The 13654-nt window shown below is 42.1% G+C and carries 13 protein-coding genes; 2 read left to right on the top strand and 11 right to left on the bottom strand.

Annotated features, from left to right (window positions below; translation table 11 throughout):
• Positions 1-57: 57 nt before the first annotated feature.
• The 8 genes from ACYPWY_RS09575 to ACYPWY_RS09540 form a co-directional block, all read right to left on the bottom strand.
• Positions 58-1710: a tetratricopeptide repeat protein gene (locus ACYPWY_RS09575; protein ID WP_459685308.1), complete on the bottom strand. Its 1653-nt coding sequence runs from the start codon at positions 1708-1710 to the stop codon at positions 58-60.
• Between the two features lie 39 nt (positions 1711-1749).
• The gene (locus tag ACYPWY_RS09570) at positions 1750-2772 is read right to left on the bottom strand and encodes a PstS family phosphate ABC transporter substrate-binding protein (protein WP_459685307.1); all 1023 of its coding nucleotides are present in this window, start codon (positions 2770-2772) and stop codon (positions 1750-1752) included.
• A 32-nt stretch (positions 2773-2804) separates the two neighbouring features.
• On the bottom strand, positions 2805-3020 hold the full coding sequence (locus ACYPWY_RS09565) for a hypothetical protein (RefSeq protein ID WP_459685306.1): 216 nt from the start codon (positions 3018-3020) through the stop codon (positions 2805-2807).
• A gap of 99 nt (positions 3021-3119) precedes the next feature.
• Entirely contained in the window at positions 3120-3956 is an 837-nt protein-coding gene (locus ACYPWY_RS09560; RefSeq protein ID WP_459685305.1) for an energy transducer TonB, read from the bottom strand.
• 24 nt (positions 3957-3980) lie between these two features.
• Entirely contained in the window at positions 3981-4625 is a 645-nt protein-coding gene (locus tag ACYPWY_RS09555; protein ID WP_459685304.1) for an ExbD/TolR family protein, read from the bottom strand.
• A 50-nt stretch (positions 4626-4675) separates the two neighbouring features.
• Positions 4676-5287: an ExbD/TolR family protein gene (locus ACYPWY_RS09550; RefSeq protein WP_459685303.1), complete on the bottom strand. Its 612-nt coding sequence runs from the start codon at positions 5285-5287 to the stop codon at positions 4676-4678.
• 69 nt (positions 5288-5356) lie between these two features.
• The gene (locus ACYPWY_RS09545; RefSeq protein WP_459685302.1) at positions 5357-6172 is read right to left on the bottom strand and encodes a MotA/TolQ/ExbB proton channel family protein; all 816 of its coding nucleotides are present in this window, start codon (positions 6170-6172) and stop codon (positions 5357-5359) included.
• Positions 6173-6538: 366 nt separating this feature from the next.
• A complete protein-coding gene (locus ACYPWY_RS09540; RefSeq protein ID WP_459685301.1) occupies positions 6539-7954 on the bottom strand; it encodes an aspartate kinase in 1416 nt (471 codons plus the stop codon).
• 417 nt (positions 7955-8371) lie between these two features.
• On the opposite strand from ACYPWY_RS09540, the gene ACYPWY_RS09535 reads away from it, so the two are divergent.
• Together ACYPWY_RS09535 and ACYPWY_RS09530 are read left to right on the top strand one after the other, a co-directional pair.
• Complete coding sequence (locus ACYPWY_RS09535) at positions 8372-8938, top strand: zeta toxin family protein (RefSeq protein ID WP_459685300.1); 567 nt, start codon at positions 8372-8374, stop codon at positions 8936-8938.
• Positions 8935-9126 (top strand): hypothetical protein, encoded by a 192-nt coding sequence (locus ACYPWY_RS09530; RefSeq protein ID WP_459685299.1) that lies wholly within the window; start codon positions 8935-8937, stop codon positions 9124-9126. The genes ACYPWY_RS09535 and ACYPWY_RS09530 overlap by 4 nt, the downstream gene beginning before the upstream one ends.
• A 430-nt stretch (positions 9127-9556) precedes the next feature.
• On the opposite strand, the gene ACYPWY_RS09525 is transcribed toward ACYPWY_RS09530, so the two are convergent.
• From ACYPWY_RS09525 to ACYPWY_RS09515, 3 genes are all read right to left on the bottom strand, one after another.
• Positions 9557-10402 (bottom strand): DUF3316 domain-containing protein, encoded by an 846-nt coding sequence (locus tag ACYPWY_RS09525; protein ID WP_459685298.1) that lies wholly within the window; start codon positions 10400-10402, stop codon positions 9557-9559.
• A gap of 42 nt (positions 10403-10444) precedes the next feature.
• Positions 10445-13165, bottom strand: coding sequence for a DNA gyrase/topoisomerase IV subunit A (locus ACYPWY_RS09520; protein ID WP_459685297.1), 2721 nt, complete (start codon positions 13163-13165; stop codon positions 10445-10447).
• Positions 13166-13274: 109 nt separating this feature from the next.
• Positions 13275-13478: a hypothetical protein gene (locus ACYPWY_RS09515; protein ID WP_459685296.1), complete on the bottom strand. Its 204-nt coding sequence runs from the start codon at positions 13476-13478 to the stop codon at positions 13275-13277.
• Between the last annotated feature and the right edge of the window lie 176 nt (positions 13479-13654).

The raw sequence follows: 13654 nt of genomic DNA, 5'->3' as shown, positions 1-13654 counted from the left end.
ATACAACAAAAAAAAGGCCTGAAATATCAGGCCTTTTTTTATATCGCTCAATACAGCTTATTTAAGCGCTTCAACTATCTGTTTAGCTTGGGCATTTTCGGGGTCTAAGCTCAGCAGCTTTTCGCCGTACAAAATAGTGTTGGCTTTAGCCTCAGGGCTTTTTGTTTCGTCATACAATAAATAGTAGTACGAATTCAAATAACGGTATGCTTCTATCAATTCTTTAGCGTTGGATTTCTCCGCTTCTTCTTTAGCCAGAATTATGTCGATAGCTGCTTCGTAATAAGGTTTCGCCAACTGGGGTCTTGCCTTAGTTTCTTTCCCTGCAATAACATCCAGCAACGAATTGGCGCGAGCTCTCCAGAATGACCCCAAATGGCTGTCGGATACACGAGTTGCAACTGTAGCAAAGGCTGTATCGGCGGCCAAAAGGTGTTCTTTGATTTTTGCAAGCACTTCGGCTTCTTCTGAGTTCACTCCGCTTCCTGCTGCCATGTAATAATACCTGCCCATGTTATAATAATCCAGGGCTTCGGCTTTTTCACCGGCTAAATCAATGTATTTCCGGAAATAATTTGCGGCGTCAATTGTTCTGCCCGCATCGGCCAATGTGCCGGCAATTTCCTTATACAAGTCGAATTGTGTGGGGTCGAGTTTAATCGCCAAATCATATTGTTCCAAGGCTTTATCTATCTGTCCGTTTTCAATCAGGATTTTTCCGTAGGTTATATAGTCTCTTGCGATGTATTCGCTTGTTCCTTTATCCAGCGAAAAAAACTTATCGGCAACTATCAGTCCATTGGCATAATCTTCCAATTCAACGGCGCTGTAAGTCAACAGCCTGTTCAATACAAAGTTGTTGGCATCTTTCTTTATTCCTTCCGAAATCAAGGCTTTTGCTTCGTCATAATTTTTGCTGAAGAACAGCGATGCCGCATAATGGGTCAGGTCTTCGGCGCTATAGGTTTTATCGGCAAAAAATGTTTTGTAAGCATCAATAGCTTTGGCATATTGTCCTCCCGTATAGTAAATATTCCCCTGGTATTTATATGCCAGCTTGTAATCGGGATTGATTTCCAATACCTTCTTCAAGGCATCAATAGCCGTAGCCGGATTGATACGCTCGTAAACCTGAGCGGTCTTGATATAAGCTATGGTGTAATCGGGTGCAAAATTAATTGCCTGCGCATACCATCCGGCAGCATCGCCCAACTTTTCCGCATCTTTCAGCATATCGCCTTCGAACACGTAGATTAATGGCGATTTTTTATTGGCTTTGCGGGCATCTTCCAGGCGCGAAGCCAGTTTGTCTTTTAGCCCGTTCTGGTAGTATGCTCTTGCTATGGCAACAATCACTTCTACGTTTTTCTTGTCTTTTTTCAAGGCTGTCGAAAATTCGTTTTCTGCTGCTTTTGCATCGGTTTTCAGCAACAATTTTCCCAATCCCACATTGTTCAACACGTAGGCGGGAGATGCCGCAAGGCCTTGCTGGTAATACGATTTGGCTTTATCCGATTCGCCTTTGGCGTAGGCTATTTCGCCCAAATAGTAATTTGCTTCGGGAGCATTTACGTTCAACTGTTTTTCAAAAATATCTTTTGCTATTTCCAGTTCGTCCGTACTAAAATAATCAATTCCAACGTTTTGTGCGTAGGTTAAGGAGCTTATCAAAAAACCGAATAGAGCGCCTAATAAGTATTTCTTTGTCATGTCTCTAATATATATTTATTTATAGTTTATATTTCTGGTTTACAGGTGGTCTTTCATCCTGATCAGACGAACAGGCCGTGTGGCAGGTACTAAACCGGCTTTCAGTATAATACGTTGACCTCTGTCTTTTGCCACAAAATCAACAAAACCGGCGGGCAAAGTCCCTCTAAGGTCTGTCAACACAATATATACATCCCTGGTCAGGGGATAATCTCCCAAAGCCAAAAAGGCCGGAAGTGGCTGATAACTATTATCTTCGGTAGCCGGATAGCTCCTGCTCACCGACATTACCCGAATTTTATCGGTAAATGACAAATTGGTGGTATCATTCGGATTACTAATCCAGTTAACGCCTATAACTCCCAAAGCATTGGGGGTTTTGGCAACATAATCCAAAACCGACTGGTTGGTTTCCTGCGCCCTCAAACCCTCGTACAAAGGCTTGTCGAAACATATCGAATCTTTGATAAAACGAACTGTACTCGAATTGGGATTGTCAAAAACAACGGCAATGTTGTCGTAGTTCGATTGCGGATTCAGTTGTTTCCACGAAGTCAATCCGCCGGTCATAATTTCCTGTATCTGAGAAGCGCTGATCAGCGAATCGGTATTTTCTTTGTTTATTATCAGGGCGATACCATCAATGGCTATCTTCTGCGAGCGTGGATTCAGTTTTTCATTCCGCGCTTTGATGCCCTGTCTTTCGGCTTCGGTGAGGTCTCGTCCCAAAATAGCCAGTCGCACGCTGTCTTTCAACAACATGTTCACGGCCTCTACTTCGCTGGTGTACAGGGCCATTAAACTGGCATCGGGGGTCAAGGCTTCAAATACGTTTATTTCTTCCTCTACAATGGGCGCAAAGCAATCGTCGCTGACAAAAACAGCAAAACCGCTTGTGTATGTATCCGTACGTGTTGCCTTTCCGCCATTGCTACACGAATAGAGGACGACACACAGTAAACAGATAACGAATGTGCCAATGTGCCAATGTGCCAATGTGCCAATTGCCGTTTTGCAACAATTGAATGAATAATTGTTTTTGTCGATTCTATTCTTCATCATTCATTTTTCATTTAAAATTAGCCTATCAGCGATTAATTTTGTTTCATTTTCCATATCCGGTAGCCTCTGAACAGGCCGTATGCAAACAGGACAAGCCCCAATATGATGCGAACAATAAAATATTCATCGTTTGCCGATTTATTATCATTGGCATTGTACCGGATTAGTACGGGTGTAAAAACCACCAGATAAGCTATTCCTATGTAGGCCACAGCCATAAAAGCGCCCCAGATAAAACGAAAATTCATACCTTTATATTTCCTCTAATTTTAAAAAGAGGAGAGGATAGTATCATCCGCTCCTCTTTCTTTATATGATCAGTTTATGATATTATAAACAAATCGTTGTTACTGTGCCAGCTTGAATATGATAGGAAGCGTAAAATATACAGGAACTGCGCGTCCATTCTGCATTCCGGGAATCCATTTGGGCATGAGTTCAACTACACGTCTTGCTTCTTTATCACAAGAGGCATCCAATCCTCTCATTATCTGAATATCAGAAACTTTTCCTTCTTTTCCTACAACAAACCGAACGATTACACGTCCCGAAATACCGTTTTCGGATGCAATGGTCGGATATTTCAGATTGCTTGCTATGAACTTGTTCAACTCACCCATTCCACCGGGGAAATTAGGCATTTGTTCTACACTGACAAAAGGTTTTTCTTCTGCTACTTCCTGAACAATCACCTTGTGGTCTTTCAAGTCCGCAATATCCACCGCATCTTTATCGTTAGAACCTTCAACAGTTGCGATTGACACCTGAATATTTTTGTTTTCATTCAACTCGTCCTGCGATTTCATTGCATCATCTTCCGATACCTTTTCATCCTCTGTGATAATAGGAGGCGTGAACTGGATGGTTGCTTTCAAGGGTGGCGGCGGTGGAGCCGTTTCTTGTTTGATGATATTTTCTTCTGGAACTTGTTCCTCTACATTGGTAATGTTTGAAAGCTCGAACGCATCCTCTACCCCACCAAGATTCTGGCTGTTTCTTTTCACCGCTTCCATGATTGAAGGGATTGCCGAAATAACCCCTACGCCAATCAGCACGATTAAGAATGCGACCAGATGTCTTTTAGAGGAAGATTGACGCAAAAAATATGCTCCATATTTTTTGTTCTTTCCTTCAAAGATCATATCACACCATTCAGAGGAATTCAAATTTACTTCTTTAGCCATAATTCTCTTTTTAAATGAATGTGATTAATTACTAATTTGCGCCGAAAGACTTCCCTTGGTACTATAATTCTCAAGCATAAATCTATCTCCATCCGCCAAATCTACCAAGGCATAAGTACCTATACTGCAAATCTGCATTTCGTCGAGAGCATCTACGAGATTGGCGTAAGTCGAAAAGTCCGTTGGTTTTATAACCACAATCGGGCCCTCTTTCCTGTTCCTGATCTCCGATGATTGCTTTTTAAAATCTTCCTCAGAAACTTCTTTCTTGTATTTTTTCAGCTTTAACGCTGTCATTTGCCTGATTCCTATCTCATTACGTTCGAGTAACAGGTCGCGCAAACCGGCAAAATCCGTTACTTTCAAAGAGGTATAATCTTCATAATTGGGCATTCCCAAGTAATAATAGATTTTATTTTCTTCGCCCAAAAGGATAGTTATTGACTGAGATTCTTTAATTTTATTTTTGTCCTGCTCTGTCAATTCCTTATCATCCTTTGTAGGCACCGTAATGTCCATAGTTTGAGGCTTGCTTAAGGTAGTACAAAACATAAAAAAGGTGATTAGCAACATGTTCATGTCAACCATCGGGGTGAAGTCCACCCTCAGGTGCATCTTTTTGGGTTTCCCTTTTTTACCTTCGTCACTACCGGTATTTACTTCTGCCATAACTTTATTTTAATTTACTTTTTATTAAAAGTTCCGCTTGATATTCCCAATTAAAATCCATCAGGCATTCCACGAAGATTAGTAACTAACCGATAGCGGTTTTCTTTCAGGTCTTGAAGTGTAGAAATCACATTCTTAACATGAGGATAAGCTGTTTCTTTGTCAGCTTTAATCGCTATCTCCAAATCACTGTTTACATCTTTCGCCGTCCTGATCCATTGAGCCAGCTGATTATTAATACTATCCGAAGGGATTCCGTAACTGTTAATCATTACATCCTGCTCGTCCATGGGTTTATCCAAAAACGATTTCATTTCCCTCATAGGAACACCGATAAAGGTTGTAGGATACGAAAAAGCTATCAGTTGTTTTGGTGTGAATGAGAGGCCATAAAGTTCTCCCATTTTTTCCAGTGTCGCTTTTTTGCTATCCGCCCTGTCGATGTTCATATAGACTTTCCCTTTGGGGTCAATCAATATGGTTAGTACGTCATATTCAGGCACTTTAATTTCGGAAACTGATTGAGGTGTAATCACCTGAATCGGTTCTTTAGGAATAAAAGTCGCAGTTAACATAAAGAATGTCAGCAAGAGTACAGTAACGTCACTCATTGCCGTCATGTCAATAAACGTACTGTGTTTTTTTACTTTTACTTTAGACATCTCTTCTTTATTTTATTTATTAGAGTGAAATTCTATTCAAATTCCACAAATCATTCTACAATATTTTTTTTATTTTCCTAAATGTACTTTGGTGTATGTTTGGCCAATGGCAAAACCTACTTCGTCAACAGCATTGGAAATAGTTCCAACTTTTGCCGAAAAGTAACCGTAAGAAACAATCGCAGCAGCGCCGGTACCGATACCCATCGCTGTATTCATCAAGGCTTCGGCGATACCAATCGCAAGAGCAGTTGAATCGGGAGCTCCTTCGTTACCCATCGCGCCGAACGACCTGATCATACCAAGTACCGTTCCCAATAGTCCGAATAGTGTTCCCAACGAAGATATAGTTGCAATTACGTTCAGGTTTTGTTCCAGATAAGGTAATTCCAAAGTTGTAGCTTCTTCCAGTTCTTTTTGGATGATGGCTGCTTTTTCGTCGTTGTTTAAGTTTCCCAGTTTTTCAACATCTTCGTACCTCAATAGTCCGGCGTTCAGAATGTTTGCGACAGAACCTTTTTGTTCATCACACGCTTTTCTTGCGCCTTCGATGTCGCCGGCATCAAGTTTGGTTTTTGCAAGCGCTACAAATTTGGTGATGCTACCTTTACCGCTCGCTTTGGTCAGAGCAAAGAAACGCTCGATTGACAAAACAAACACCGTAAGAAGAAGTGTCATTACGATAGGAATTACAAATCCCCCTTGCTTCAATGTTCCAAACATGTTTACAGGGTGCCCTTTTTCGTCAAAGTTACTGTCTGCTCCGCAAAAGAGGTAAAAGAACAAGTGAGCAATAATAGCACAACCAATAACCACAAGCATAGCAGATACACCTTTGGATCTTGGTTTGGTCGTTTTCGTTGGTTTAGTTGGTTTAGTTTCCATAATAAATTAATAAAATTGTTTTTTAATTAGTGATTATTTCTGTTATTATCATTTTTTCGCTTTCAGGCGATTTAATTTGGTTTTTAACATCTTTAATTTTTGCCCGCACAAATATAGGAATTGATTTTATGTCTAGCTGTCTTTTCCATAAAAAAAACTGCAAAATTCAATTAAAAACACAAAAATATCCTTTATTAGGGTCATTTCTACATTTAAAAACGGGTATTCGCTTTATTTCAGGTTTTGAGTTTTATGTTTTCATGGTTCAAGCCCAAACTTTCATGGAATCTGTTTCAGAAACCAAATTCCATCAGGCAAAGTTACATAATTATACCATACGAAATACCCCCATAAGTATAAAACTTCCTAATTTTTTATTTTTCCGACAACGGGAATGCGTGATTTCAAACACAATTCTTCGTTCAAGGCATACACGGCATCGTTGTAAAATTCCCGCTTCATAACAAACTGCATATTGACCTGCCGCAACGATTGTCCGAAACATTCGATATTGATACCTTTATTATACAGCGCTTTAGATGCACGGTATAAAAAGCCGGGCATGGCTATGTTTGTTCCCATGACGCACACGATGGCTACCTTTTCTACCACAATTTCGTAGAACGATTCTTTGAGGTCTTCGATTAGCTCCCGCGATTTATGATTGTCCCAAACTACCATTGTTATGGAGTTGGCATTGGTCGATTTCAGGATATAGCTCACATTGTGCTTGGCAAAATACGTCATGATATTCAAGTCGAAGCCTACTTCTCCCACCATCATCGGGTCGTGCACTTCTATCGCCACCACCTTATTGGTGCCCGACACAATTTCTATTTTAGGTTCGGGCGAAATATATCCGCGTGTGATAAGTGTTCCGGGGTGTTCGGATTCAAATGTGTTCTTTATCCGTATGTTAATGCCTGCCAATTCGAGTGGTTTAGCGGCTTTGGGATGTATCGCCTCCATGCCTATGTCGGCCAGCTGGTCGGCAATAACAAAGCTTGTACGTCCTACTGGAATCACCTTGTCCGGCCCAACGATATTGGGGTCGGCGCTCGACAGATGATATTCTTTGTGGATAACGGCTTCACCGGCTTTCACTTCAACGGCTATTTTGCTGAAAGTTACTTCGGTGTATCCGCGGTCGAATGCGCGCATAATGCCCTCTGTTCCTTTTGTATAGCCGGTTGCAATGCACAAAACCTTATCAAACTCAATTCCTTTAAAGGCTTCTCTTATGCGTTCGTCAATGGTCAATGGGCAGGAATCATTGAAGCCGCATAAATCAATAAACCGGGCATTCACACCGTTGTTATTCAGTATATTCACCGAATTCCATGCCGAGTGCGCCTCCCCTATCGAGGCCAATATTTCACGTGCCGCCAGGCAAATATCATCTGTTCTCACATAGCCCGATGCCATCACCTGACTCAAGCTATTCAACATGTTTTTGGCCTGTTCGAGCCGAAATTCAATAAATTCCCGGGCTTTGCGAATATCTAATCCTATGGATTCCATCCCTGCATTTATCTGCAACAATCGTTGGCAGAGGCTATCCAAAGCGATGGTGTAATCGTCGTTTTCGAGAAACTTAACGTAAACGCCGGGCTCTCCTGTCTTTTTATGTTCCAGCAACCAATTGGTTACATTGTTGTATGCCGAAACAACAAATATCCGGTTATAATAGTCTTCCGGTTTCCGGTTACTTATAATAATATTATCCAAAACATTTTTGAATTGAGACATGGATGTTCCGCCAATTTTCTCTACTGTAAGCATAACTCAAATTTGGTATTATATAATAATGTGTATCACTTCCTGAAAAAAACATGCAAATTTAGTAATAATCTTCCAATAGCCAACCTTAATAATGAGAATAATGTGCTAATGTGAATAATATGAATAATTGGCGCGAAGCGACTATAAACTGACTGTCATTGCGGGATCCGACTGTTCTTTGCGGGTCGGAGCCCGCAATGACAAAATAAAAATGGTCGTGGCACGCCACGACCCTACATTATTCACATCAGCACATCAACACATCAGCACATTATTCACATCAACACATCAGCACATCAGCACATCAGCACATTATTCACATCAACACATCAGCACATCAGCACATTATTCTCATTATTCATATTGCTCTTTTCGGTTAAAAACCTATCTTTGCAAAACAAAATAAAAGAATAATACATGCCAAATCTGTTTATTGTAGGTGGATGCAACGGTGCGGGCAAAACCACAGCATCGTATGTTATGTTGCCCGAAATGCTTGATTGCAAGGAATTTATAAATGCCGACGAAATAGCAAGAGGACTATCTCCCTTTCAACCCGAAAGTGTATCAATTGATGCGGGAAGGATTATGGTGAGGCGAATGGAAGATTTGCTCCAGAATAAAAAAGATTTCGCCATCGAAACTACCCTGGCCACAAAATCATACGTCCGGTTTATCAGGGAAGCGCAGGAACAGGGCTACTTTGTTACCTTGCTGTATTTTTGGCTCAATTCGCCCGATTTGGCCGTAAGCAGGGTCGAAGACAGGGTCAGATCCGGCGGGCATAATGTGCCGGAGGAGGTTATCAGGCGAAGATATAAATCGGGCATACGCAATTTGTTTACATTATATACGCCCATCTGCGATTATTGGATCGTAATCAACAACTCCGAAATTCCTTTCAAATTGATAGCCGAGGGAAAAAGAGACCAGGTTACCGAAATTTACATTCCCGAAATTTACAATATACTCCGAAATTCATGAACCGGGACGAACTAGTTTTACGCCATAAAATCATCAGCGGTTTGAACATGACTTGCGACCGGTTACTGGAAAAGAAGCAAAAAGAAGACGGGAACCTTGTGTTTTTTGTCAATGGCGAAATTGTGAAAATAAAAGCCCGCAAACTGGAAGAAGTCAATGCGAGCCCCATACTTATCTGGCAAGACTGATAAATAATGAGAATAATGTGCCAATGGGAATAATGTGAATAATTGGCGCGAAGCGATAAAAAACGCTGTCATTGCGGGCTCCGACCCGCAATCTCCCTACAATCCCTGGGCAGACACACAGGTCTGCCCCTACAGCCCCTCTCCATGTTTCCATATTGGGACAGCCTTAGTGGCCTGTTAATAACCTGAGTTCTGGATAAGAAAGAATAATAAATAATTGATATTCAATAAAAAACCTAATTTACACCTAATTTTCTTTACATAATAACCTCAGTAGCCAATAAATCTTCCACAAATTAAACCTCATTTACCTCATTTGCGCTTGCATTCTAATGAGGTAATGAGGTCTGTATGTATGTAACATATTGCTACTGAGGTTGTTCTGTAAAGAAAATTAGGTGTAAATAGGTTTTCTTAAACGGAACTCAGGTTAATAATAACTACTCTTAATCTGTTTATTCCGCTTCAATTTCTTTCCGCTAAAGTTAATTGATTCTGCAACCAGCCCGATGACGATGCTGTTGGAATAGTTGTGCGATTGCAAACTGTGTACCTTAGTTTGATAATACGAACCTAAATATCCCAGTCGGAATGTGAATTTTTCGACTGGGAAGTCGATGGTAAAATAATTTCGCAAAGCCCGCTGGTTATGCAGAGAGGCAAAATTGGCGGCGCCAACCGTATTCCCCAACGACATTTCGTAATAGGATTGTCCGAAATGAGGCGAAAATAAAACTCCGGCAACCGGCGTATCCATCTGCCAGCGAAAAGTGATGTCTTTTAAGCGGTAAAAACCTATTACCGACAGGTTTATATTGCTATATGCTTTTGCCGATGCGGGGTTGTTGCCGTTTCGCTCGTTGTACAGCACGCCAATGGAGGTATTCCATATAGCCCCTGCCGAGAACCGGAATTTATCCGTTTTCAGCACATTGTAGTGCCCCCCCCAATTGTAATCGAACAAGAGCCAATATTCGGTGGTATTTTTAGCCGGATTTTCAGCCTGCGCCAATTCTATTCCCATTGTTTGTTGCCTGACAAATTTATTGTCGAACCACGGCATCTGCTTCATCCGCTCATTGATTAACCTGAAGGAGGTTCCTTTATACTTCAAGGGCGATAAATAGGTGTCGTAAAGCTCCATAGCGCCAAAGCCAACAAGCGTTGCATTATTGGACGGAACAGGCAAACACAACGAATCGGACTGACCATACACCGTCAGCCCGCATAAAAACAGGAAACTGATAACAAGGGCTTTTTGTATGGTTTTAGGCATATTCTCTAACCCGCCCCCCTACGGGGGGCGGGGGGGCTGTTCTTATTCAAAATCCAAGGACTTTTGTCCTGTTATTTCATCTATAATATCCGAATCGGGACGATTATCCAATTCATCCGCAGCATCGTAGCTCTCGCCCGGTTCGTCATCATTGGCATCTTCTTCCGGTATTTCGGGGGCATGTAGCGGTTCGAGTTCTTCAACGTCCTGTACCTGATATGCCGATAAGCGTTTCCCTTTGGCTTTAAAGCTTTTTACGGCTATAAATTCTTCTACATCCACTTCTATTGCATCCCTGTAGTTATCGTGTCCGCCAAAAACAACTTTTATGCGCGGATAGGCCGTATCGGTCAACAAACGCAGTTCCGATTCGGGATTTTCGCCAAGGAAACTTTGTTTTTTGGCCGAAGATTCCAAGGTGAAACGCTTCAAATAGACGTATCCCTGGTCGGCGTCGTAAAGAATGGCTGTCCAGTTTTTATTGGCGTTAAACTTCTCAATCCGAAGTATATCTGCTTCGTAATGGTTGGTGAGGTCGAAATTGGTCGTGTAAAATTCAGCTTTTTTGTTTATAACTAAAATCTGGTCGTTGCTCTGGAATTCGCCCAGATACTCCCCTCTTTCATCGTAATTGATACGCAACACATCGGGGTCGAACCATACCCTTCGGCCTCCAAGCGTAGAACCGCCTTTTTGCTTCAACGATATTTTATGTATATCGGCTTTTGTAAGCAAATTACCCATCGACTGCCGGCCTTTAATAACTATATCGCTGAAATCTTTTTCAAATACAAGCACCCGCAAACGTGGACGTGGTTTTAGTATCACCCGGATAGTTTCCGCTTCGCCATTGGGGTTTGCCGTAAAATACACTACTTTTGAACCGGCTTCTCCCTTGGTCAGGTCGTATTCTTTGTCGCGGGTAACCCCTGTTACGGCAAAGCGTTTTACATAATACGCCCCTATTTTCCCATCCCGATACACGGCATTGTAGATGGTGCGTTTGTCGTTCCGCTTGAAAACATCGAGATGCAACAGGTTTTTTCCCACAAACATTTTTTCCGAGACTTTGACTATCTTGTATTTGCCGTCTTTGTAGAAAAGAATAATGTCGTCGATGTCGGAACAGTTGCAAATATATTCGTCTTTTTTGAGCGAAGTGCCGATAAAGCCCTCTTCGCGGTTTATATACAGTTTTTCGTTTGCTTCAACCACTTTTGTCGCCTCAATGATATCGAAGCTTCTTAATTCGGTTTTACGCGGAAATGCTTTGCCGTATTTTTCTTTCAGCATCACAAACCACGAAATTGTGTAGTCCACAATGTTGGCTATGTTGTGGTCTATTTCTTCAATTTCGGTTTTGTATTTTGCAATCAGCCCGTCCGCTTCGTCCGAGTTAAATTTAAGGATGCGCTTCATCCTTATTTCCATCAGCTTCAGTATGTCCTCCCGGGTTACTTCCCTGATAAAAAGGTGTTTGAACACAGCCAGCCGTTTGTCAACATGGGCAATGGCAGCATCCATATTTTCGGCTTTTTCAAATTCCTTGTCCTTGTAAATACGTTCTTCGATAAATATTTTTTCGAGCGAAGCAAAATGCAAGCTTTCCAAAAGTTCGCTCTTCTGGATTTCCAGTTCCAGACGAAGAAGGTTCAGCGTATTGTCGGTCGTATATCGGAGGATGTTGCCAACACGCAAAAAATGAGGCTTATTGTCCTCTATAATACAGCAGTTGGGCGAAATGCTTATTTCACAATCGGTGAATGCAAACAGGGCGTCAATTGTTTTATCCGACGACACACCCGGGGCCAAATGAATTTGTATTTCTACATTTTGCGCCGTAATGTCATCCACTTTACGAATCTTGATTTTCCCTTTGTCGTTCGCTTTCAGAATAGATTCTACCAGAGACGATGTTGTCCGGCCAAACGGTACATCGGTTATAATAAGTGTTTTATTGTCGAGTTTCGTTATTTTCGCCCTGACTTTTACGGCGCCGCCCCGCTCGCCATCGTTGTAACGCGACACATCCACGCAACCCCCGGTTTGGAAGTCGGGATACAGCTCAAATGGCTCTCCTTTGAGGTAAGCCACCGAGGCATCGCATATTTCGTTAAAATTATGCGGCAATATCTTCGACGAGAGGCCGACTGCAATACCCTCTGCACCCTGTGCCAGCAACAACGGAAACTTGACGGGAAGCGATACCGGCTCTTTATTTCGCCCGTCGTAGGAAGGTTTCCACTCGGTTGTCTTGGGGTTAAACAGCACCTCCAAGGCAAACTTCGATAGCCGCGCTTCGATGTAACGGGGGGCTGCAGCGCCGTCTCCGGTAAGCACGTTTCCCCAGTTTCCCTGGCAATCAATCAGCAGGTCTTTTTGCCCCAACTGAACCAGTGCATCGCCGATAGAAGCATCGCCGTGCGGGTGGAACTGCATGGTATGGCCGATTATGTTCGCCACTTTGTTGTAGCGTCCGTCATCCATGCGCTTCATGGAGTGCAATATGCGCCGTTGCACAGGTTTTAGCCCGTCGCCAATATGAGGAACAGCTCTTTCGAGTATCACATACGAAGCGTAGTCCAAAAACCAGTTTTGGTACATACCCGACAAATGCAACTGACTATCAAGGTCTTTCAACGGAACCTTATAGCCCGAATGCAAGCCCTCGTTTGTTTCGCTATTGCTATCATCTCCTACACCACCGGATGGCTTGTCCTCATCCAAATTTTCAAGATCATCTGTTGTATCTTCTGGAAACATATATGTATTTAAACTTGTTTTATTGTAATTGGAATCCCAAAGGTAATTTTTTTTCGCGTAAAATTCAAAAAATATGGGGAAATTACCAAGGGAAAACGCATGAAAAATTTTACTGCTTATGCCTTTCGGTAAAGTTGCTGATATGAACAGGAGATTCCTCTCTTTGGTCGGAATGACAGTCTCCTTTTGGGGAGAGGGGATGAGGAAGTGGCGGCTTCGCCGCCACTTCCTCATCCTTTAAACTACTGACAGGCGAGTCATTCCGACCAAAGGGAGGAATCTCATCCATAACAGTAGTACTAAATTTCTCCATGGTTTGCCCTGGGAATTTTGACCGATTATGGGAATTTTGAGCAAAAATGATAAGTAAGTACTCAAAATTAAGCGACATTATGCGAATAGTTAATGAACAGTTCTTTACCCACCGCTGCCACCGCCCTGTTGGTGGAGTAGAAAAGTGTGTCAGTACTCGCATAGTCCTGTGGTCTT

This window comes from Viscerimonas tarda (genome assembly GCF_054601255.1).
This window is presented reverse-complemented; position numbering and strand designations above follow the sequence as displayed.